We start from the raw sequence: 22,610 nt of genomic DNA on the forward strand, positions 1-22,610 counted from the left end.
GGAGTGATTCCTGGAAAACTATTTCAACCGAAAGTAAAGATCGCGGTACGACTGCGCTGCGACCTGCCAGCTAAAATCCATGGCCATTGCCTGACGCTGGACATAGCGCCACAGCGAAGGCCGGGACCACAACACGAAAGCACGCCTGATCGCACGAAGCAGCGCCCAGGCATTACTGTCTTCGAAGACGAAACCACTGGCAATACCATCAGCCAGGTTCTCCAGCGAACTGTCGGAAACGGTATCCGCCAGGCCACCGGTACGACGAACCAGCGGCAAGGTTCCGTACTTCAGGCCATACAGCTGTGTTAAACCGCATGGCTCAAAACGGCTCGGCACCAGAATCACATCGGCGCCACCCATAATGCGATGCGAGAAAGCTTCATGATAACCAATCTGCACACCAACCTGACCGGAGTGCTCAGCCGCCGCGGCGAGGAACCCCTCCTGTAACACCGGATCGCCCGCACCAAGCAGGGCCAGTTGCCCCCCCTGCTCCAGCAGCCCCGGTAAAGCTTCCAGCACTAAATCCAGCCCTTTCTGGCTGGTCAAACGGCTCACCACTGCAAACAGTGGCACCTTGTCGTTGACCTTCAGTCCCATGGCGATTTGCAACTGACGCTTGTTCTCTGCTTTTTCTTCCAGCGAATCCCGGGTGTAACGCGCGCCCAGCAGCAGGTCTGTCGACGGGTCCCAAATCTTTTCATCCACACCGTTAAGAATCCCGCTTAAGCGGCCTTCTAACTGGCGCTGGCGCAGCAACCCTTCCATTCCATAGGCGTACTGCGGTTCGGTAATCTCCCGGGCATACGTTGGGCTGACGGCCGTAATATGGTCGGCGTAATACAGCCCTGCTTTCAAAAACGAGATCTGCCCGTTGAACTCCAGTCCGTGCATGTTAAAGAATGACCATGGCAGTTGGATGTCATTCATATGGTGTGCATAAAACATGCCTTGATAAGCGAGGTTGTGCACCGTAAAGACAGATTTCGCCGGACGACCGTTCGCAGCAAGGTAGGCAGGCACCAGCCCGGCATGCCAGTCATGGGCGTGCACCACATCGGGGCGCCAGAACGGATCAAGCCCGCTGGCCATTTCGCTCCCCACCCAGCCCAATAGCGCGAAACGCAACACGTTATCCGGGTAAGCAAACTGATTGGTATCGTGGTATGGGCTGCCGGGGCGATCGTAAAGATCCGGCGCATCGATCATGTAAATCCCCACCCCATTAAAATGACCAAACAGCAGGTTGATGCGCCCGGCGAACGTATCGCGGCGGCTCACCACTTTTGCATCGGTCACACCGCGTCGAATGTCAGGGAACGCGGGAAGCAATACGCGAGTATCAACACCACCGGCAATCTGCGCCGCAGGTAATGCGCCAATTACATCCGCAAGACCTCCGGTCTTCAGCAACGGAAACATCTCAGAACATACATGTAAAACCTGCATTATCGCTCCTGTTCAAAACCACCCGGTTAGCGAAGCCATTAGCGGGAAAACAGCGCGCGGAACCCTTCCGCGCAAGGTTTGAATCAATGCACTCAGACTTTCAACTTGCGTAACATTTCACGCGTGACCAGCACAATGCCTTCCTCGGAACGATAAAAGCGACGGGCATCTTCTTCCGCGTTTTCGCCAATCACCGTCCCTTCAGGGATTTCACACGCTCTGTCGATAATGCAACGACGCAGACGGCAGGATCGTCCCACCCAGACGTCCGGTAACAGGACCGACGAATCGATATTGCAGAACGAGTTCACCCGTACCCGATTGAACAATACCGACTGAACCACCACCGATCCGGAGATCACGCAGCCACCCGCAACCAGTGAATTCAACGTCATACCGTGGCTGCCCGATCGATCCTGGACGAATTTTGCCGGTGGCAGAGATTCATTATAGGTACGGATCGGCCAGCTTTGATCGTACATGTCCAGCTCCGGCACCACCGAGGCCAGATCGAGATTGGCTTTCCAGTACGCTTCAAGCGTCCCCACGTCGCGCCAGTAGGGTTCAGACTCGGGATCCGACTGCACACAGGAGAGCGGGAAAGGATGTGCATACGCCATGCCTGCTTCGACGACCTGCGGCAGAATGTCTTTACCAAAGTCGTGGCTGGAGTTGGGGTTTTTATCATCGGCTTCGAGCAGGGCGTACAGATACTCCGCATCGAAAATATAGATGCCCATGCTGGCCAGCGCTTTGCTGTCATCACCAGGCATGCTGGGAGGATTTGCCGGCTTTTCCACAAAGTCGATCACTTTGTCTTGCTCGTCGACGGCCATGACGCCAAACGCAGTAGCCTCATGTACCGGCACGGGTAAACAGGCCACCGTACAACGCGCTGCTTTCTCAACATGGTCAATCAGCATGCGCGAATAATCCTGTTTATAGATATGGTCACCGGCGAGGATCACGATGTATTCAGCACCGTAACGGCGAATGATATCGAGGTTCTGCGTCACAGCATCTGCCGTGCCGCGATACCATTGTTCGCCATGCACACGTTGCTGGGCGGGCAGTAAATCAACGAACTCGTTCATCTCTTCGTTGAAAAATGACCAGCCACGCTGAATGTGCTGCACAAGCGTGTGCGACTGATATTGCGTGATGACGCCAATACGGCGAATACCGGAGTTAATACAGTTGGAGAGGGCAAAGTCGATGATGCGGAATTTCCCGCCGAAATGCACCGCAGGTTTAGCTCGTTTGGTGGTTAAATCTTTCAGGCGCGTACCGCGCCCTCCAGCCAGAATCAGGGCGACAGACTTTAATGGCAGCTGACGAGCCAACATTGTAGGGTCGTTCTTTTCTAATCTCACCATGACTGACTCCATTTTCTTATGACCGCTTGAATACACACGTTCCGTGTGCAGGCCCATGCCAGACAGCCATTACGACCGGGTTGTCATCTCCTGCAAAGGGAGGAATGGCGCGCCACTCCCCTTCGGGCAATACGATTTCCGCTACTTCTGGCGTTGCATTAATCACAATCAATACATTGCCCGACAGCAGCACTTGCAAACGCAGGATCCCCTGTTGCCACTCTTTTGCCGTGAGCGGCTCTCCCTGATTGTTCAGCCAGGCGACATGACCGTCGCCCTCTTCCCACCATGTATCGCAGGTTAAGGCCGGAATTTGCTGGCGCAGATGGATAAGCGCAGAGGTAAAGGCAACAAGGCCGCTATCCGCTTTAGTCCAGTCCAGCCATGTCAGGGCATTGTCCTGACAATAGGCGTTGTTATTGCCGTGCTGGCTGTGGCCCTGTTCATCTCCGGCCAGCAGCATTGGCGTCCCCTGCGACAACAGCAACGTTGTTAACAGGGCGTGTAGGCTGGCGCGCCGTCTTTCGGTCACATCCAGCGGGGCATTTAACCCCTCAACACCATGATTATTGCTATGGTTGCTGTTGGTTCCGTCGCGGTTATCTTCACCATTCGCTTCGTTATGCTTATGGTTAAAGCAAACGCAGTCCCGCAGCGTAAAACCGTCATGCGCGGTGATGAGGTTTACCGATGCCGACGGCAGCCGGCCTCCGCGTTTGAAAACATCGCTTGAGGCAGCGAAGCGCCCGGCAAATTCCCCCAGCGGCAGCGATTGTTCCAGCCAGAAACGACGCACTGCATCGCGGAAATGATCGTTCCACTCCGCAAACGGTGCGGGGTAATTTCCCACCTGATAACCGCCGGGACCGATATCCCACGGCTCCGCGATTAATTTCAGATCGCGCAATAACGGATCGTTTTTAATCGCCGTAAACAGCGGGGCCTGCTGGCTAAACGCTGGCGTGCGGCCCATCACCGATGCGAGGTCGAAACGAAAACCATCGACGTGGAATGTGTCGACCCAATAACGCAGACATGCGAGGGCATACTCCACCACACCGGGATGGCTCAAATTCAGGGTGTTACCACAGCCTGTCCAGTTGTGGTAATCACCATCCTCTCTGATCCAATAATAGCTACGGTTATCAATTCCGCGCAGCGAGAAGGTCGGTCCGTCCAGATCCGTCTCGGCGCTGTGGTTAAGCACAATATCGAGGATCACTTCGATCCCGGCCTGATGGAGTGCTCTCACTGCCTCGCGAAACTCCGTGATGGCCTGTTCGGGAACGCTGGCGTAGCGCGGATCCAACGCAAACAACGCCAGCGGGTTATAGCCCCAGTAATTGCTAAGCCCCAATCGCTGTAAGCGCGGTTCGCTGGCGAAATGGGCGATCGGCAACAGTTCCAGCGCGGTGATCCCCAGTTGTTTAAACCAGTCGATCATCACCGGGTGCCCGAGCGCTTTATAAGTTCCGCGGATTGCAGGCGGGATGTCCGGATGCAGCCAGGTAAGCCCTTTCACATGGGCTTCATAGATAACGGTGTTACCCCAGGGAATACGCGGAGAGACATCGTGTTGCCAGTCGAACGAGGCATCGACGACCACGCTGCGCGGCGCAATGGCGGCGTTATCATGCGGATCGGGGCTGTCATAGCCGCTATGAAACAGGGGGTTGTCGGGCGTATCGCCTTCTACCCGCAACGCGCACGGATCAAGCAACAGTTTGGCCGGATTATAGCGGTGCCCCTTTGCCGGATCCCACGGGCCGTGGACCCGGTAGCCATAACGCAGCCCTGCCCGCGCACCCGGTAAAAACCCGTGCCAGACATCGCCGGTACGCCCGGGCAAAGAGAGGCGTTGTTCGTTGCCTTCATCATCGAAAATGCACAACTCCACCCGCTCCGCATGGGCGGAAAAGAGGGTGAAGTTCACCCCCTCCTCCAGCACATGTGCACCGTGGGGGATGGCATGACCGGCCGTCAGTTGCGTCATTCCCCCTCCCGCACCAGCCAGATGGTACCCAGCGGTGGCAACGTCAGAAGAAGCGAGTGCTCATGGCCACGATTAGCAATGGCCTCACTGTGTACTACGCCGCCGTTACCGGTGTTACTGCCGTGGTAATGCATGGAGTCACTGTTCAGCTCTTCGCGCCAGCGTCCCGGCTGATTAATGCCCACGCGGTAACCGGGCCGCGGAACAGGCGTAAAGTTACTGGCGACGATAATTTCATTGCCCTGTTTATCGCGGCGCGCAAAGACAAAAACCGACGCTTCGTGATCGTCTACCACCAGCCACTCAAAGCCATAGGGATCAAAATCCAGCTCGTGTAGCGCTTTATGATGACGGTAGAGGTGGTTCATATCGCGCACCAGCCGCTGCACCCCGTGGTGCCAGTTATCACCGCCCTCCAGCAAATGCCAGTCAAGGCTGCTGTCGTGGTTCCATTCGCGTCCCTGGGCGAATTCGCTGCCCATAAACATCAGCTTTTTACCCGGGAAAGCCCACATCCAGGCGTAGTAAGCACGCAGGTTGGCAAATTTTTGCCAGGCATCTCCCGGCATCCGGTCAAGAATCGATTTCTTGCCGTGCACCACTTCATCGTGCGAGAGCGGCAGAATAAAGTTTTCGGTGTAGTTGTAGATCATGCCGAAGGTGAGCTTGTCGTGGTGATACTTGCGGTACACCGGATCGAGCTTCATATAGTCCAGCGTGTCGTGCATCCAGCCCAGGTTCCATTTGAACCAGAAACCCAGCCCGCCCATCGACGCAGGACGCGACACACCGGCAAAATCAGTCGACTCTTCCGCCATGCTGACCGCACCCGGCGCCTGCTCGCCGATAATACGGTTGGTATTACGCAAGAACTCAATGGCCTCGAGGTTTTCACGCCCGCCAAATTCGTTAGGGATCCACTCTCCCTCTTTACGGCTGTAATCGCGGTAAATCATTGACGCTACTGCATCGACACGCAGCGCATCAATGCCAAAACGTTCAATCCAGTACAGCGCGTTGCCCACCAAAAAGTTGCTCACTTCCCGGCGACCATAGTTATAGATCAGGGTATTCCAGTCCTGGTGATACCCCTCGCGCGGGTCATTGTGCTCGTAGAGTTTGGTGCCATCGAATTCCGCCAGACCAAAATCATCGGATGGAAAGTGGCCCGGCACCCAGTCGAGAATGACGCTTAAGCCAGCGGCATGCGCGGTATGAATGAAATGCAGGAAATCATCACGTGTGCCAAACCGCCGGGTGGGCGCATAGATCCCGGTAGGCTGGTAGCCCCAGCTTCCGTCGAAGGGGTGTTCATTGACCGGGAGCAACTCCAGATGGGTAAAGCCCATCCATTTGGCATAAGGCACCAGTTGATCCGCCAGTTCGCGGTAGCTCAGCCAGTAGTTGTTATCCGTATGGCGACGCCAGGAGCCGAGGTGAACTTCATAGATGGAGATCGGCGCATCAAATTGATTCGCCTTTTGCCGCTCTTCACTCTGCGTTTTTTTGCCCGGCAGGCCGCAAATTAACGAGGCCGTGTCCGGACGCATCTGGGCTTCAAACGCATAGGGATCGGCTTTGATACGCAGATTACCCTCCGCGTCGATCATCTCGAACTTATACAATTGCCCATTGAGCGCGCCGGGAATAAATAACTCCCAGATCCCGCTCTCGCGTCGCAGACGCATCGGGTGGCGGCGACCATCCCAATAGTTAAATTGCCCGACAACCGAGACGCGCCGGGCGTTCGGCGCCCAGACAGAGAAACGCGTACCCACGACGCCATCTACGGTGTCTGCATGCGCGCCCAGTGTTTCATAAGGCCGGGTATGTGTCCCCTCGCTCAGCAGCCAGATGTCCATTTCCTGCAACAGCGGGCCGAAGCGATAAGGATCATCAATCAGGTTCTCCTGGCCATGCCAGACCACGGCGAACTGGTAATAGAAAGGGTTTTTGCGACGTTCCAGTACGCCGCTGAAAAAGCCCCGGGAGTCCTGACATTCGAGCTTGCCAACTTTGCGCCCGGTTTTTGGCTCGATGACCCACACCTCTGTGGCATCTGGCAACAGGGCGCGAACTTCAAGACCCGCGTCGGTCGAATGCATTCCCAGTACGGAGAAGGGATCGGCAAAATGACCGGCAATTAGCGCGTCAATCACGTCTTTATCAACATGAACGGACATTATTCTCATCCTGTTGTAGTGGTATCGCACCTTCCACCGTTGTTACGTTCGGTTGCGATACTTTTTTTGACCCGGACGGCGCAGCACTCCATAGGAATTTGCTCTGCGCGGTCCCTTTTCAGGCAAAATGTTAAGACACCCAACATAAAGCATAGCCAACGCTTTCAGTCTGTTAAAAAAATAAACACAATCGCGCTGTCTGGCGGGAAAAAAGCATAAAAAAAGGGCGCCGAAGCGCCCTTTTTGCTCTGAGTGTTCTTACGCCAGCTGGCGCAGCACCCGGCGCAGCGGCTCCGCCGCGCCCCACAACAACTGATCACCCACGGTAAAGGCAGAAAGGAACTCCGGCCCCATATTGAGTTTACGCAGACGACCAACCGGCGTTGTCAGCGTGCCGGTTACGGCAGCCGGAGTCAGCTCGCGCATACTTACTTCACGATCGTTTGGCACCACTTTCGCCCACGGGTTGTGCGCAGCAAGCAGCTCTTCCACGGTCGGAATAGAAACGTCTTTTTTCAGTTTGATGGTGAATGCCTGGCTGTGGCAACGCAGCGCGCCAATACGCACGCACAAACCATCAACAGGAATAATGCTTGAGGTATTCAGAATTTTGTTGGTTTCGGCCTGGCCTTTCCACTCTTCGCGACTCTGACCGTTGTCGAGTTGTTTATCGATCCATGGGATCAGGCTTCCCGCCAGCGGCACACCGAAGTTATCGACCGGCAGTTCGCCGCTGCGAGTCAGCGCCGTCACTTTACGCTCAATATCCAGAATGGCAGAAGCCGGATCCGCAAGCTCACCAGCAACACGGTGGTGCAACTGGCCCATCTGCGTCAGCAGTTCGCGCATATGACGCGCACCGCCGCCAGAAGCCGCCTGATAAGTCGCCACGGAAACCCACTCCACCAGATCATTGGCGAACAGGCCGCCAAGAGACATCAGCATCAGGCTGACGGTGCAGTTACCGCCAACAAACGTTTTAATGCCATTGTTCAGCCCTTCGTTAATGACGTGCTGGTTAACCGGGTCGAGAATAATAATGGCGTCATCTTTCATGCGTAAAGAAGAGGCAGCATCGATCCAGTAACCTTGCCAGCCGCTTTCACGGAGCTTTGGATAGATTTCGTTGGTATAATCGCCGCCCTGGCAGGTGACAATAATGTCGAGTGCCTTCAGCGCTTCCAGATCATAGGCATCCTGGAGCGTGCCTGCTGGCTGGCCGCCAAACGCGGGAGCAGCCTGCCCAAACTGTGAAGTTGAGAAGAAGACAGGGCGAATGGCGTCAAAGTCGCGCTCATCGCTCATGCGTTGCATGAGTACGGAGCCGACCATACCGCGCCAGCCGATAAAACCAACATTTTTCATAGCGAAGTTCCTGCAGAGATGTGTGCTGTGTATGCGAACCAGTTTCCGACTGGACCATTGCCCACATTACAAAATGCAGCCAAAGTCGCAAGTGAAATTAATCAATGATAGCGAATGCATCAGAAACGCGGCTAATTATGCCATCCAGCCGCCTGCATCAGGGATAAGAATGAATGACTGATATCATCTCCGCCACCGTGCTGTTGATCCTGATAATGGATCCGCTGGGCAACCTTCCCATCTTTATGTCGGTGTTGAAACACACTGAGCCAAAACGCCGCCGGGCGATCATGATCCGCGAATTGCTTATCGCGCTGCTGGTGATGTTTATCTTCCTGTTTGCCGGCGAAAAGATCCTCGCCCTGCTTAACTTACGTGCCGAGACGGTTTCAATTTCTGGCGGGATTATTCTGTTTCTGATCGCCATTAAGATGATTTTTCCCAGCGAGTCTGGCAGCAGCAGCGGCCTGCCCGCAGGCGAAGAACCCTTTATTGTGCCGCTGGCCATCCCCCTGGTCGCTGGACCGACGCTGCTGGCGACATTGATGTTGTTATCGCATCAGTACCCTAACCGGATGGGCCACCTGGTGATCGCATTGCTGATTGCCTGGGGCGGTACCGTGGCGATTCTGCTGCAATCTTCGCTGTTTCTGCGTCTGCTTGGCGAGAAAGGTGTAAATGCGCTGGAACGTCTGATGGGGTTAATTCTGGTGATGCTCGCCACCCAGATGTTCCTTGATGGCATTCGGGTATGGATGAAGGGATAACATGAAAAAGGCCGGATGGCGGCTTCGCCTTTTCCGGCCTGCGGGACAGACAGGCCCGGCAAGCATAACGTCACCGGGCCAGGCCGATTTAGCTCAGCAGCGTAAACGCAATCATGCCAATAATCGCGCCGACGGTCCCCAGGATGGTTTCCATCATCGTCCATGTCTTCAGGGTTTGCGCTTCGGTCGCTCCGGTAAAGCGGCCATATAGCCAGAAACCGGCATCGTTGACATGGCTCACCACAATTGACCCACCCGCGATACAGATAGAGAGTGCTGCCATTTGCGCGCCGTTGAAGTGCAGTTGTTCGATGACCGGCATCACCAGCCCCACTGCAGTCAGGCAGGCAACGGTGGCAGAGCCCTGAATAATGCGCACCGCCGCAGCCAGCACAAAACAGGTGATGGCGATAGGCAAACCCATCCCTGTTAGTGCTTCGCCGAGCGCCGGGCCAACGCCGGAGTCAACCAGCACCTGTTTGAACACGCCGCCTGCGCCAATCACCAGCAGAATAATCCCTGCCGGTTGCAGTGCGTGCCCGCAAATTTCCATTACCCGATCTTTCGCCATCCCCTGGCGCATCGCCAGGCCATAAATCGCCACCAGGCAGGCAACGAGAATTGCAGTGAAGGGATGACCGATGAATTCCAGCCAGTCGTAGAGGTTACTGCCTTCTGTGACAAAGCGTGCGGCGATGGTTTTCATCCCCACCAACACCAGCGGCAGCAGGATCAGCGCCAGACTAAAGGTGAACGATGGCATTTTGCCTTCACCCAGATGGGGTTCGCTGACCTCCTCCGGAATGTGCAATTCCACATAGCGGCTAATAAAATTGCCCCACAGCGGACCGGCAATCAGCATGCCAGGAATGGCCGCGCAAAGACCAATCAGGATCATCCAGCCAAAGTCGGCATGCATCTGCGATGCCAGTAGCATCGGCGCAGGCCCTGGCAGCAGGAACGCGGCAGCCGCTGCGACACCTGCAAACAACGGAATCACCAGTTTCACCAGGTTTGTACCGGTGTGGCGCGCCATGGAAAACGCCACGCTAATGAGCAGCACAATCGCCACTTCAAAAAATAGCGGCAACGCACAAATCAAACCCGCCAGACCAATCGCATAATGCGCGCGACTGTGGCCGAAAGATTTAAGCATTTTGACGGCAATTTGATCCACTGCGCCGGTTTCATGCAGAATTTTGCCGAACATAGCGCCAAGTGCGACCACAATCGCCAGGAAGCCCAGCGTACCGCCCATGCCTTTTTCCATGGTCTGCGCGATCTTAATCAGCGGCATACCCGAGAACAGCCCTGCACCAATAGAAACCACCATCAAAGCGACAAAAGCGTGCATACGGGCTTTCATCACTAAAAACAGCAGCAGCAACACAGAGCCGACTGCTGTTAAAACAAGCGTTAATGTACTCACTGCGCACTGCCTTTATTAATGACGTCAATTGTGCTGGCCACTACACCGTCCAGCGGCTGGTCGATATTAACAATCAGCACATCGCGCTCATCTGCGCCCGGCTCTTCCAGCGTGTCGAACTGGGTGACCAGCATCTGGGTTTTAAAGAAGTGGCCTTTACGCGCTTTCAGGCGGCTTTCGATCACCTCGAAATCCCCTTTCAGGTAGATAAAGGAGAGGTTTGGATTACCGTCACGCAGCAGATCGCGATAGTGTTTTTTCAGTGCCGAACAGACAATCAGCGACACTTTATTAGTGCGTTGCATGGCGAAAGCTGCATCGTTAAGTGCCTGCAGCCACGGTTTGCGATCATCGTCATTCAGCGGCTCGCCGGATGCCATTTTGGTGATGTTGCTTCGCGGGTGCAAAAAGTCGCCGTCGAGAAACGCGGCATGCAGCTGATGCGCAACTTCGCTGGCAACAGCCGATTTACCACTGCCGGAAACGCCCATCAGGACATAAACATGGTGATCAAGATTAGTCGTGCTCAAAGGGAGGCCCCCACAGGTGCAAGAGTGAATTGTTACGGGTAACTGTTATCGGTAACATTGTCCTGCCGGGGTAATGGAGAAGCAATATCCATTCGTGCCAGAGATGAATAAGTGTGAGCTACTTCAAATTTGTCAGACTAAATAGATCCACCTGGTGACAAAGTGAAACCTAAATCTAACATTTTCGGCGTAACTGCCTCACCACGAATGCGCGCCAGCAGACGCTCGGCGCCAATACGCCCCATACGTTCACGCGGCGTGAGCACGCTTGCCAGACGCGGCTCCATTACCTGGCCAATGTCGTGACCGTGGAACCCGGCGATTGCCATATCTTCAGGGATACGTAGCCCCAGCCGCTGGCACTCAAACGCCGCGCCGACCGCCAGGTCATCGTTAGTGCAGAAAATCCCGTCCAGTTGCGGGTACTCGCGCCGTGCCTGACGCATCAGTTCAATGCCGGCGGTGTAGGAAGAAGATTGTTCTACCATCACACTGTACGGCGTTAACCCGGCATCCAGCATCGCCTGCTCATAACCCTTCTGTTTGATGATAGTACGCTCATCCAGACGTGCGCCAAGATAAGCGACGCCCCGGTGACCGCGTTCAATGATAGCTGCCGTCATCTGCCGCGCCGCTTCGAAGTTGTCAAAACCGACGGCAATATCCAGGCAAGGCGAACGACTGTCCATCAGTTCCACTACCGGAATGCCCGCCACTTCAATCATTTTCAGCGTGCGCGCCGTGTGCGTACGTTCGGTGAGGATCAGACCGTCAATGTTCCAGGAGAGCATAGATTCCAGACGCTCCTCTTCCAGTTCCGCTTTGTAACCGAAGTGCGCCAGCATCGTTTGATACCCGTGCGCGTCCGTTACGCTTTCAACACCGCGTAACACTTCGGCAAAAACCTGGTTGGTCAGAGAAGGAAGTAACACGCCTATAGCGCGGCTGGTCGCGTTAGAAAGGATATCGGGAGCGCGATTGGGAATATAACCCAGTTCATCAAGCGCAGCCGCGATTTTGCCACGTAATGCCACGGAAACTTGTTCCGGGTTACGTAAAAAACGGCTGACCGTCATTTTGGTCACGCCCACGCGATCGGCCACATCCTGAAGTACGGGTCTTTTCTTTTTCATCGTCCTGACATTATTTTCTGAGAGAGATTTTCTCAGTTTATCACGGACAACGCGTAACCTTCCGGCCTAAACCGGAAGGTTACGTGATTTATTTAAGCCACATCATACCGGCGGCAGGTCGAACAACAGGATTTCACTGTCGCTATCAGCGTGAACCGAAATCGCCTGCTCATCCCAAATGGCCAGACCATCGCTGGTGGTAGCTTTGGTACCGTTAATGGTGACGTCACCTTTTACGACCTGGATCCACACACGGCGGTCAGCCGCGATTTGGTGCACAGACTGCTCATCTTTCAACAGTGCCCAGCGATAAAGCTCCATGTCCTGATGCACTTTCAACGAACCGTCGCGCGCTTGCGGCGACAGCACCAACTGTTTGCCCTGCGCCGCGTCAAAACGACGCTGCTCATAACGCGGCGTGATGCCGTTCGTTTCCGGAATGATCCAGATCTGGTACAGACGCAGACGCTCGGTATCGCTCGGGTTGTATTCTGAGTGACGCACCCCGGTGCCCGCACTCATAATCTGGAATTCGCCCGCCGGAACCTGCTCTTTATTGCCCATGCTGTCCTGGTGCTCAACGGCGCCTTCCAGCACATAAGTCAGGATTTCCATGTCTTTGTGCGGATGTGTACCAAAGCCCTGGCCTGGGTCGATCACGTCGTCGTTGATGACGCGGAGTGCCGAGAAGCCCATAAAATTCGGGTCATAATAATTTGCGAAAGAGAAGGTGTGCCAGGAATCCAGCCAGCCATGATTTGCATGACCACGGTCGTTTGCTTTGCGTAAGAAGATCATTTTTTTTACCCCCGTATGTTGTCGATGGGGTAAGTGTGGACGCAATCGTTCAACGATCATAGAGGGTGAAAATTGACTCCTCTGTTCAAAAAAAATGAACAAGTACAGAGGAGTCATTTCAGGCTATTTAGCGAGGGTTACCGTGGCAGGAGAGGCCTGCTCAAAAGCGCGTTCTAACAGCTCAAGATTAGTGAGAACTTCAGATTCCTTGACGTAATTTGGCGCACCGTTCACCAGCGTATCGTACAGCGCATCATAGACGCGCCCATAGTCGCCGGTTTCAGGAGCAATCTCCTCACGCACCGACTCACCAGCCGCATTCACATATTCAAGAATGCCGATACTCTCGTCCACCGCAAACCCGTCATCCCACGGCATGATATTGGCCTTCAGGCTGGTTTCCTGCTGATCGATACCGTATTTAATGAACGACCCTTTCGTACCATGCACAATGAATTTCGGATAGTCGAGCTTCACCAAATGGCTGGTTTTGACGATGGCTTTCAGGTCACCATAAAACAGTTGCGCCTCGAAGGTATCATCCGGGTTGGCTTTATTACGCAGGCTACGAATGTCATATGCGGCGTGATCCGGGCGACCAAACAGCGAAATGATTTGATCCATCGTGTGCACACCCAGACCGTAAAACGAGCCATCCTGCGGCAGGCCTGGCTTCGTTTCAGCCACTGGGCGGTAGTAATCAAAATGGCTTTCGATTTCGACGATATCGCCCAGCTTACCGCTTTCGATGGCTTTTTTGGTGGTCAGGAAACAGGCGTCGAAGCGGCGATTCTGATATGGCGTAACCGTCAGTTTTTTACGCTTCGCCAGCTCAAAAAGGGTGATGGCTTCTGTCATTGTCGGGGTAAACGGTTTTTCGACCAGCACATTTTTACCCGCTTCCAGCGCGCGCTTCGCATACTCAACGTGGCTGTCAGCGTGCGTGCAAACGATCACCAGTTTAACCTGAGGATCATTAAAAATATCATCAAGGTCGCTGGTGAAATGGATGTGCTGGTAGTGCGGGTTCTGCTCTTCTGGCTTGGGATGGCGACGGAAAATATGCGCCACATTCCAGCTCGCTTTCCGGTTTAAAACATAAGGTAGGTGATAACGGGTCGTGCTTTTGCCAAAGCCGATAAATGCGCAATGTAAGGTCATGATCCAGTCCTTGTTAAGGTGACTGCCTCTACCATAGCGCAACCTGGCGGAGATTGTCCCTGAACCACTTCCTAAAAGACCGCCAGATTCAGGGCAAAAAAAAGCCAGCACCCGGCTGGCTAAGAAAATACTGGAAGCAATGTGAGCAATGTCGTGCTTTCAGGATTACCGCAACGGTTTCCCTGAACGCATGGCAATAATAATCATTATCATTCGCACTTGTCTACTCCTTTTTGCAAAAAATGGCAGTTGACGCTGTGTAACAAAGCCAGGAAGGTGGAGGTCATACCGACCAACAAGGAGAAGCAGGATGAGTGAGATAGTGATACGCCATGCTGAAGCGCGCGATGCAGACGCCTTACGCCAGTTTTATGCGCACCCTGAGGTGTATCATAACCTGCTACAACTCCCTCATCCTCCGGCCGAACTGTGGGAAGATCGCCTTAAACCGCAGACGGGTCGCCGCCAGCTGGTTGCCTGTATTGATGGGCAGGTGGTGGGAAATCTGACCCTGACGGTGGAACAGAATCAGCGTCGTAGCCATGTGGCCGTGTTTGGCATGGCGGTGTCTGCAGCGTTCCATAATCGTGGCGTCGCCAGTGCGCTGATGCGTGAAATGATCAACTTATGTGATAACTGGTTGCGCATTGAACGTATTGAGCTGACGGTCTTTGTCGATAACGCGCCGGCGCTCGCCCTGTACCGCAAGTTCGGTTTTGAAATTGAAGGTACCGCAAAACGTTTTGCGTTTCGCAACGGTGAATATGTCGACTCTTACTTTATGGCGCGCATGAAAGGCTAATGCTTACCCTCTCCCCGTTGGGGAGAGGGTAATGTTTAATACCCGGCCGTTAAATCATCCACCGAACGCGGATCGGACGCGCCATACAGCGTACCATCCGGCTCTACCATAATGCTCTGCGTACTGCCCATCGCGGCTTTTACCACCACTTTTTGCCCACGCTGCTCAAGCAATTTTTGCGTGTCCGGGCTGAAGCCTTTCTCAACGCGCAATTCATCCGGCAGCCATTGATGATGGAAACGCGGCGCACTGGTCGCTTCGGCGACGTTCATCCCGAAATCAATGCTGTTAACGATCATTTGCAGCACAGTGGTGATAATGCGACTCCCTCCAGGACTGCCCGTAACCAGCCAGGTTTTGCCGTCTTTCACCACAATCGTGGGCGACATTGACGAGAGCGGGCGCTTACCCGGCCCCACGGCGTTTGCATCGCCGCCCACCAGCCCGTACACGTTCGGCACGCCGGGTTTGGCGGAGAAATCGTCCATTTCGTTATTCAGCAAAATGCCCGTATTCCCGGCGACAATACCGGTGCCAAAGGTGGTATTCAGCGTATAAGTCACGGAAACCGCATTGCCGTCTTTATCCACCACCGAGAAATGCGTGGTTTGATTACTCTCGTAGGGTTCCAGCTTCCCGGGGCGAATTTGGCTGGAAGGGCGTGCTTTGTTGATATCGATCTTACTGGCGATCTCTTTCGCATAAGCTTTGCTGGTCAGCGCCTGCCAGGGCACTTTTACAAAATCAGGATCGCCGAGATATTCAGAACGATCGGCATAGGCATATTTTTCCGCCTCTGCCATCACCTGCATGGCGTCGGCACTGCCAAAGCCATATTTCGCCATGTCGAAGTTTTCAAGGATGTTGAGGATCTGCACAATATGGATGCCCCCCGAAGACGGTGGCGGCATTGAATAAACCTGATAACCACGATAATCACCGCTGATGGGCGTGCGCTCCACCGCTTTGTAATTTGCCAGGTCCTCTTTCGTGATAAGCCCGCCGTTCTTGCTCATCTCTTGCGTGATCTGCTCTGCAATCGCGCCTTTATAGAAACCATCCGGCCCCTTTTCGGCAATCAATTCCAGACTTTTAGCCAGGTTGCTTTGTACCAGTTTATCGCCCTTTTTCAGCGGCTCACCGTCCTTCCAGAAAATTGCTTTGCTGTTTTCATGGTTCGGCAACACTTCGCTACCGTAGGTTTTCAGGTCATCTGCCAGGGCGTCATTGACGACAAAGCCCTGCTTAGCCAGCTTGATGGCGGGTTGCACCACTTTGTTTAGCGGTAATGTGCCGTACTTTTCCAGCGCAAGCGAAAAACCCGCCACGGTGCCGGGGGTGCCGGAGGCCAGATGTGAAGTCAGCGATTTTTTACTGTCCGGGTTGCCTTGATCGTCGAGGAACATATCTCGTGACGCTGCCGCCGGTGCCATTTCGCGGAAGTCGATAGCAGTCACCTTCCCGTCTTTGGTGCGCAGCATCATAAAACCGCCGCCCCCAAGATTCCCCGCTTGCGGATGGGTGACGGCCAGCGCATAACCCACCGCAACGGCGGCATCTACCGCATTACCACCCTGCTTCAGAATATCAACACCGACACGGGTCGCCGCTTCATCTACTGAGGCCACCATGCCCTGCTTCGCGCGCACAGGATGGAAGACGTCCGCTTCTACACCGTAAGATACGGGTGCAGGTGCCTGCGCCGGGGGGGGCGCTGCACCTACGCTAAAACAGCCTGCCGCCGTCAGGGCCGCAATCGCCACCCAACGCGTCAACTTCGGTTTCATCATCGTCGTTCTCCAGAATAAGGGCTACAGTCCCCGCTTAAGCCTGGTTCACAACTCCTAAAAAATCATTTTCATGAATGAAAGCAGGTAAACTTAAGGAGAGCCTCAATGGAGGAAAGGAAAATGAAAAAATACCTGTTTGTGGCGGCTCTGCTGCCATTTACCGCTTTTGCGCAGCCGCTGAACACCACCAATAATCCGAACCAACCGGGTTATGTGATCCCCAGCCAGCAACGCATGGAAACGCGGATGCTCAACCAACAACAGCAACAGAAAGGGATGCTGAATCAACAGTTACAGACGCAAACGCGCCAGCAACAGCAGCAGCTACAAACGCAAATCAACAACAACTCGCAACGCGTAAGGCAGGCTCAGCCGGGGGAGTTCGATCCCAGCCGCCAGCAAGTGCTCCCCAATACCAACGGCGGAATGCTCAGCCAGGGGATCAATAATGACGGCAGGGTGAAGACGCAACAGCATATGTTGCCGCAAAACCAGAGCGGCAACCTGCTCAGTAGCGGAGCGAACAGCACTGTGAGCCCCGGCACACAGCAACATATGCTGCCACAAAACCAGAGCGGCGGTTTGCTGCAGAGCACACCGCTGTCCACAACACCTTAAAACTGGAAATGCGGGCCGATTTCTTCAATGTTATCGGTACAGATACAGTCAACACCCCAGCGCAGCAACGTTTGTGCACGCTGGGGATCGTTGACGGTATAGACCAGAATACGTAGCCCGGCATCATGCAGCATACGTGTGCGCGACTCATCCAACAGACGGTGATTCAGGTGTAAAGAGACACATCCGAGGCGAGTTGTTAGCGCCTGCCAGTCATCGCGCCATGCATCCAGCAGTAACCCACGCGGTAACTCAGGAGCCGCCTGCTGTGCAGCCTCCAGGGCATCGATTTCAAACGACGACAGCAGCGGTGCGGTTTGATCGGCCCAGAGTTCGCGAGCCGCCAGCGCCACTACTTTCCCGGTCAGTGGCCCCGTGCCGGTAGTCGGTTTGATTTCGATATTGGCCATCATACCGTGTTCACGGCAGCGCTCAGCCACTTGCGAAAGGAGGGGCAACGGTTCACCTTTAAATTCGCCGCTGTACCAACCGCCAGCATCGACTTTGAGCAAGTCGTTCCACGCCAGTTCCCCCGCCACGCCCCAACCGTTACTGGTGCGCTCGAGATTGTCGTCGTGCAGCAAAAAGATCTGCCCATCTTTTGAAAGCTTGGCGTCAAACTCGATCATCGTGTGCCCAAAGCGGGCGCCAACGTCAATTGCGGCAAGGGTATTTTCCGGAGCCAGTTTGCCGCCGCCACGGTGGGCGACAATCCGGGGATAGGGCCAGTTACTCATACGCGTTGTCCTGTTTCACCATCAAAAAAGTGCAGGTGATTTTCCGGCACATGCAGCCATAACGTGCTGCCCGCCGCCGGGCGTTCCTGATGCGCCAGACGCACCACCAACTTCTGCTCGCCCCAGCGGCCATGAGCCAGATTATCTGCGCCGAGCATTTCCAGCGTCTCCATCACCAGCGGGACACCACCTGCGGACTGTGAGCTTAACGCAATATGTTCCGGGCGGATACCCAGCGTCATCTTGCGCCCGGCATAGCCGCGATAGTACCAATTGATGGGCAACGCCATGCCGCTATCCAGTTCAAAATGGGTACCTGCGCTGCTAATGCGACCGTCCAGCAAATTCATGGCTGGGCTGCCGATAAAACTCGCCACAAAGCGGCTGGCAGGCTTTTCATACACCTCAACCGGGGTGCCAATCTGCTCCGCGACCCCTTTGTTCATCACCATCACGCGCTGCGCCAGGGTCATGGCTTCGACCTGATCGTGGGTCACGTACAAGGAGGTAGTTTTCAGGCGACGATGGAGTTGTTGCAACTCCAGACGCATCTGCACGCGCAATTTGGCGTCGAGGTTAGAAAGCGGCTCATCAAACAGGAACACGGCCGGATCGCGAACTATCGCGCGCCCCATCGCAACACGCTGGCGCTGCCCGCCGGAGAGTTCACGCGGGCGGCGCTTTAGCATCCCTTCCAGTTCAAGAATGCGTGCCGCCTCTGCGACGCGCCCGGCAATATGCTCTTTGCCCATCCCGCGGATCTTGAGTCCCCACGCCATGTTCTCTTCGACGCTCATATGCGGATAGAGCGCATAATTCTGAAACACCATTGCGATACCGCGATCCTTCGGCTCCATTTCGGTTACGCGCTGGCTGTCGATCCAGATGTCGCCGCTGGAAACGCGCTCCAGCCCGGCCACCATGCGCAGCAGGGTGGACTTACCACAGCCTGAGGGCCCAACCATGACAATAAATTCGCCGTCGGCGACATCCAGCGTCAGCGGTTGGATCACCTGTGTCTTTCCGCTGTCCCAACTTTTCGTCACCGCTTGTAATTTCAATCCTGCCATCTTATTTCTCACTGTCCACTAAACCACGCACAAACGCACGTTGCATGGCTAAAACGATAATCACCGGGGGGAGCAAGGTCAGTAACATCGCCGCCATCACCTGGTTCCATTGCGTGGTGCCTTCACCACTGGCGATCATGCCCTTCACGCCCGCGACCGCCGTACCGAGGTTGACGTCGCTGATAATCAGCAACGGCCACAGATACTGGTTCCAGCCGTAGATAAAGGTGATGACAAACAGCGCCGCGAGGTTGGTTTTGGATAGCGGCAGCACAATGTCGCGGAAAAAGCGCATCGGTGACGCCCCGTCAATACGCGCCGCTTCGATTAACTCATCCGGCAGCGTCATAAAGAACTGACGGAACAGGAATGTCGCCGTGGCCGAAGCCATCAGCGGCAGCGTTAAACCGGTATAACTGTCGATCATTTTCAGATTGGCGATCACTTCTACCGTCGGAAAGATACGCACTTCCACCGGCAGCATCAGCGTACTGAAAATCATCCAGAAGAAGAGATTTCGCAGCGGGAAGCGAAACCAGACAATGGCAAAGGCAGAGAGGATCGAGACGGCGATTTTCCCGACAGTGATCACCAGCGCCATAATGAAGCTGTTGGTCAGCATCAGCCAGAAAGGCGCGCTGTTCACACCAACGCCATTCACCCAGATATTGCGCAAATTTTCCCAAAGATGGGTGCCGGGGATCAGCGTCATCGGGGTGTCATATACTGCGTTAATATCCAGCGTAGCGGTGACAAAGGCGACATACAGCGGGAACAGCACGACCGCGATCCCGAGAATAAGCATGATATGGCTGAACAGCGTCAGCCCGGGGCGATTCTCAATCATTGGTAGCGCACCTTACTTTCAACATAACGGAACTGAACGACCGTCAATATCACCACCAGCACCATCAATACCACCGACTGAGCCGCAGAGGCCGACAGATCCAGGCCGGCGAAACCTTCGCGGTAGATTTTATAAATCAGGGTGGTGGTCGCCTGTACAGGCCCGCCCGCCGTTGCGGCATCGATCACCGGGAAGGTATCAAAGAAGGCGTACACCAGGTTGACCACCAGCAGGAAAAAACTCACCGGCGCAATCAGTGGCAGCGAAAGTTTAAAGAAACGTCGCACTGGCCCTGCGCCATCAATGGCCGCAGCTTCCGCCAGCGAACGAGGAATCGATTGCAGCGCGGCGAAAAAGAACAGGAAGTTGTAGCTGATCTGCTTCCAGACCGAGGCAAACACCACCAGGAACATCGCCTGGCCGCTGTTCTGCGCGTGGTTCCAGTCGTAACCAAACTGCTCCAGAAAATGGGTGATCAGCCCACGTCCTGGGTTAAAGAGGAAGATCCACAGCACCGCGGCCACTGCGGGCGCGACGGCGTAGGGCAACAGCATAAGCGTTTGGTAAATCCGGCTACCGCGTACCACGTTATCCACCAGCGCGGCGAAAAACAGCGAGACAATCAGACCGCTAAAGGTCACCAGCGCACTAAAGCGGATCGTCGTCCAGAAGGCGTCGAGATAATAGCTGTCGTGAAACAGCGCGACGAAGTTATCCAACCCAACAAACTGGCTGGAAAGACCGAACGGATCAACGCTTTGTACGGAGTACCACAACGCTTCGCCCGCAGGCCAGATAAAGAAAATAAGGGTGATTGCCAGTTGCGGCGCAACCAGAAGATAAGGCAGCCAGCGCGAACGAAACACCGGACGGGATGAGGACATAGAGCGGCTCTTTTAAGAAAATGCCGGGCAGCCGATTCGGCTTACCCGGCCAGGGGACTTACGTAGCCGGGTAAACGGAGCGCCATCCGGCAGGGTGACATCAGGACTTGGTGGACTGCTCGAAACGGCGCAGCAACTGGTTTCCGCGCTCTACGGCTGCATCCAGCGCCTGTTGCGGGGATTTTTTACCGGTCCATACGCTTTCCAGTTCTTCATCCACGATAGTACGGATCTGGGGCATGTTGCCCAGACGCAAACCTTTGGTAAATGCCAACGGCGGTTTGTTCAACATCTGACGTGTGGCGATGTCCGCACCCGGGTTCTTGTCGTAGAAGCCCTCTTTACGGGTCAGGTCATACGCAGCGGTGGTAATCGGCAGGTAGCCGGTTTTTTGGTGCCATTCGGCGGCATTTTCCGGTTTAGCCAGGTATTCCAGGAACTGGGCAACCCCTTTGTAGGTCGCCGCGTCTTTACCCTGCATCACCCACAGACTGGCCCCGCCGATAATGGCGTTCTGCGGCGCACCTTTCACGGTAGCGTCGTAAGGCATCATGCCCACGCCGTAGTTGAATTTCGCATAGTGACGAATATCTGCAAGTGACCCTGAAGAGGCAGTCGTGATCGCGCAATCGCCATTATAGAACTTCTCGGTTGATTCATCTTTACGCCCAAAGTAGCTGAAATCCCCTTTCTTATTCAGCTCTTCAAGCATCGCAATGTGTTTGACCTGCTCCGGTTTATTGAATTCCAGCACGGCGTCAGTGCCGTCAAAACCGTTATTTTTGGTTGCCACTGGCAGACCATGCCAGGCACTGAAGTTTTCAATCTGGATCCAGCCCTGCCAGCCGCTGGCGTAACCGCATTTCATACCCGCTGCTTTCAGCTTCGCGGTGTATTCGGCCAGATCCTGCCAGGTTTTTGGCGGCTGATCCGGGTTCAGGCCCGCTTTTTTGAAGGCATCTTTGTTGTAATACAGCACTGGCGTGGAGCTGTTGAACGGCTGAGAGAGCAAATGGCCGGTTTTAGAGTCGGTGTAATAGCCTGCCACCGTAGGAACGAACTGGCTTTCATCAAAGTTGATGCCCGCGTCTTTAAATACCTGGTACACCGGTTTGATCGCTTTCGAGGCCATCATGGTCGCGGTACCCACTTCATAAACCTGCAAAATCGCCGGGGCATTACCGGTACGGAATGCCGCAATACCGGCACTCAGGCTCTGTTCATAGTTGCCTTTGTATACCGGTACGATTTTGTAATCCGGGTGGGTTTCATTGAAACGTTGCGCCAGGGAGTCAACTTCTTTACCTAACTCCCCCTCCATGGAATGCCAGAATGGAATGGTGGTTGCGGCCATAGCATTGCCGGCAAAAACGAATCCCAGCGCCAGACCCAAAGCTGTATGTCGTAACGTTGTCATTGTGCTCTCTCTTGTTATTCGGGGTGCGCGATATCACGCGTTTTATGCTCGCGAGGTAACATGACACGCTCGAATGACAGAAAAATAACTGTTTAATTACAAATAAATGACAATCAGACGTCAGGGAAATGTCGGTAGGATGATAGTAAGGTGAAGGAAAAATGGCGAATCGCCGGAAGACAAGGGAAAGGGCGTGCCCACTTGCAGAGAAGCCCTTTATAAAGACGCTCAGCGAAATACCAGACACCCTCTCCTGAA

19 protein-coding genes are annotated in these 22,610 nt (G+C 54.6%); 3 read left to right on the forward strand and 16 right to left on the reverse strand.

Annotation, left to right across the window (positions count from 1 at the left end; genetic code table 11):
- Window positions 1–18 precede the first annotated feature (18 nt).
- The 5 genes from glgA to asd form a co-directional block, all read right to left on the reverse strand.
- The gene (gene glgA / locus RTX30_RS11120; RefSeq protein ID WP_312689718.1) at window positions 19–1,452 is read right to left on the reverse strand and encodes a glycogen synthase GlgA; all 1,434 of its coding nucleotides are present in this window, start codon (window positions 1,450–1,452) and stop codon (window positions 19–21) included.
- Between the two features lie 92 nt (window positions 1,453–1,544).
- The gene (gene glgC / locus RTX30_RS11125) at window positions 1,545–2,828 is read right to left on the reverse strand and encodes a glucose-1-phosphate adenylyltransferase (protein ID WP_312689720.1); all 1,284 of its coding nucleotides are present in this window, start codon (window positions 2,826–2,828) and stop codon (window positions 1,545–1,547) included.
- Between the two features lie 16 nt (window positions 2,829–2,844).
- Entirely contained in the window at window positions 2,845–4,821 is a 1,977-nt protein-coding gene (glgX, locus tag RTX30_RS11130) for a glycogen debranching protein GlgX (protein ID WP_312689722.1), read from the reverse strand.
- Window positions 4,818–7,004: a 1,4-alpha-glucan branching enzyme gene (gene glgB / locus RTX30_RS11135; RefSeq protein WP_312689724.1), complete on the reverse strand. Its 2,187-nt coding sequence runs from the start codon at window positions 7,002–7,004 to the stop codon at window positions 4,818–4,820. The genes glgX and glgB overlap by 4 nt, the downstream gene beginning before the upstream one ends.
- A 258-nt stretch (window positions 7,005–7,262) precedes the next feature.
- Window positions 7,263–8,369 carry an aspartate-semialdehyde dehydrogenase gene (asd, locus tag RTX30_RS11140; RefSeq protein ID WP_312689726.1) on the reverse strand — a complete coding sequence of 369 codons (1,107 nt, stop codon included), beginning with the start codon at window positions 8,367–8,369 and terminating at the stop codon, window positions 7,263–7,265.
- A 173-nt stretch (window positions 8,370–8,542) separates the two neighbouring features.
- On the opposite strand from asd, the gene RTX30_RS11145 reads away from it, so the two are divergent.
- Window positions 8,543–9,136 carry a YhgN family NAAT transporter gene (locus RTX30_RS11145; protein ID WP_312689728.1) on the forward strand — a complete coding sequence of 198 codons (594 nt, stop codon included), beginning with the start codon at window positions 8,543–8,545 and terminating at the stop codon, window positions 9,134–9,136.
- An 88-nt stretch (window positions 9,137–9,224) separates the two neighbouring features.
- Here RTX30_RS11145 and gntU read toward each other — a convergent pair whose 3' ends face one another.
- The 5 genes from gntU to RTX30_RS11170 form a co-directional block, all read right to left on the reverse strand.
- Entirely contained in the window at window positions 9,225–10,565 is a 1,341-nt protein-coding gene (gntU, locus tag RTX30_RS11150) for a gluconate transporter (RefSeq protein ID WP_312689730.1), read from the reverse strand.
- The gene (gene gntK, locus RTX30_RS11155; RefSeq protein WP_312689732.1) at window positions 10,562–11,095 is read right to left on the reverse strand and encodes a gluconokinase; all 534 of its coding nucleotides are present in this window, start codon (window positions 11,093–11,095) and stop codon (window positions 10,562–10,564) included. The genes gntU and gntK overlap by 4 nt, the downstream gene beginning before the upstream one ends.
- Before the next feature lie 137 nt (window positions 11,096–11,232).
- Window positions 11,233–12,228, reverse strand: a complete 996-nt coding sequence (gene gntR / locus RTX30_RS11160) for a gluconate operon transcriptional repressor GntR (protein ID WP_312689734.1) — start codon at window positions 12,226–12,228, stop codon at window positions 11,233–11,235.
- 102 nt (window positions 12,229–12,330) lie between these two features.
- Window positions 12,331–13,026, reverse strand: a complete 696-nt coding sequence (locus RTX30_RS11165; protein ID WP_312689736.1) for a pirin family protein — start codon at window positions 13,024–13,026, stop codon at window positions 12,331–12,333.
- Between the two features lie 123 nt (window positions 13,027–13,149).
- Window positions 13,150–14,187 (reverse strand): oxidoreductase, encoded by a 1,038-nt coding sequence (locus tag RTX30_RS11170; protein WP_312689738.1) that lies wholly within the window; start codon window positions 14,185–14,187, stop codon window positions 13,150–13,152.
- 310 nt (window positions 14,188–14,497) lie between these two features.
- Between RTX30_RS11170 and yhhY the strand changes: the two genes are divergently transcribed.
- The gene (gene yhhY / locus RTX30_RS11175) at window positions 14,498–14,989 is read left to right on the forward strand and encodes an N-acetyltransferase (RefSeq protein ID WP_312689740.1); all 492 of its coding nucleotides are present in this window, start codon (window positions 14,498–14,500) and stop codon (window positions 14,987–14,989) included.
- Between the two features lie 35 nt (window positions 14,990–15,024).
- On the opposite strand, the gene ggt is transcribed toward yhhY, so the two are convergent.
- A complete protein-coding gene (gene ggt, locus RTX30_RS11180; protein WP_312689742.1) occupies window positions 15,025–16,779 on the reverse strand; it encodes a gamma-glutamyltransferase in 1,755 nt (584 codons plus the stop codon).
- A 120-nt stretch (window positions 16,780–16,899) separates the two neighbouring features.
- Here ggt and RTX30_RS11185 point away from each other — a divergent pair, with 120 nt between their 5' ends.
- Window positions 16,900–17,397 (forward strand): DUF2756 family protein, encoded by a 498-nt coding sequence (locus RTX30_RS11185; protein ID WP_312689744.1) that lies wholly within the window; start codon window positions 16,900–16,902, stop codon window positions 17,395–17,397.
- Here RTX30_RS11185 and ugpQ read toward each other — a convergent pair.
- The 5 genes from ugpQ to ugpB form a co-directional block, all read right to left on the reverse strand.
- On the reverse strand, window positions 17,394–18,134 hold the full coding sequence (gene ugpQ, locus RTX30_RS11190) for a glycerophosphodiester phosphodiesterase (protein WP_312689746.1): 741 nt from the start codon (window positions 18,132–18,134) through the stop codon (window positions 17,394–17,396). The genes RTX30_RS11185 and ugpQ overlap by 4 nt on opposite strands.
- A complete protein-coding gene (locus RTX30_RS11195; protein WP_312689748.1) occupies window positions 18,131–19,204 on the reverse strand; it encodes a sn-glycerol-3-phosphate import ATP-binding protein UgpC in 1,074 nt (357 codons plus the stop codon). Before RTX30_RS11195 ends, ugpQ begins: the two co-directional genes overlap by 4 nt.
- 1 nt (window position 19,205) lies before the next feature.
- Window positions 19,206–20,051, reverse strand: a complete 846-nt coding sequence (gene ugpE, locus RTX30_RS11200; protein ID WP_312689750.1) for a sn-glycerol-3-phosphate ABC transporter permease UgpE — start codon at window positions 20,049–20,051, stop codon at window positions 19,206–19,208.
- Window positions 20,048–20,935 (reverse strand): sn-glycerol-3-phosphate ABC transporter permease UgpA, encoded by an 888-nt coding sequence (gene ugpA / locus RTX30_RS11205; RefSeq protein WP_312689752.1) that lies wholly within the window; start codon window positions 20,933–20,935, stop codon window positions 20,048–20,050. The genes ugpE and ugpA overlap by 4 nt, the downstream gene beginning before the upstream one ends.
- 100 nt (window positions 20,936–21,035) lie before the next feature.
- Entirely contained in the window at window positions 21,036–22,352 is a 1,317-nt protein-coding gene (ugpB, locus tag RTX30_RS11210; protein WP_312689754.1) for a sn-glycerol-3-phosphate ABC transporter substrate-binding protein UgpB, read from the reverse strand.
- Window positions 22,353–22,610: the final 258 nt, after the last annotated feature.

Source organism: Kosakonia sp. (genome assembly GCF_032052965.1).
In the GTDB taxonomy this organism is placed as follows: domain Bacteria; phylum Pseudomonadota; class Gammaproteobacteria; order Enterobacterales; family Enterobacteriaceae; genus Kosakonia.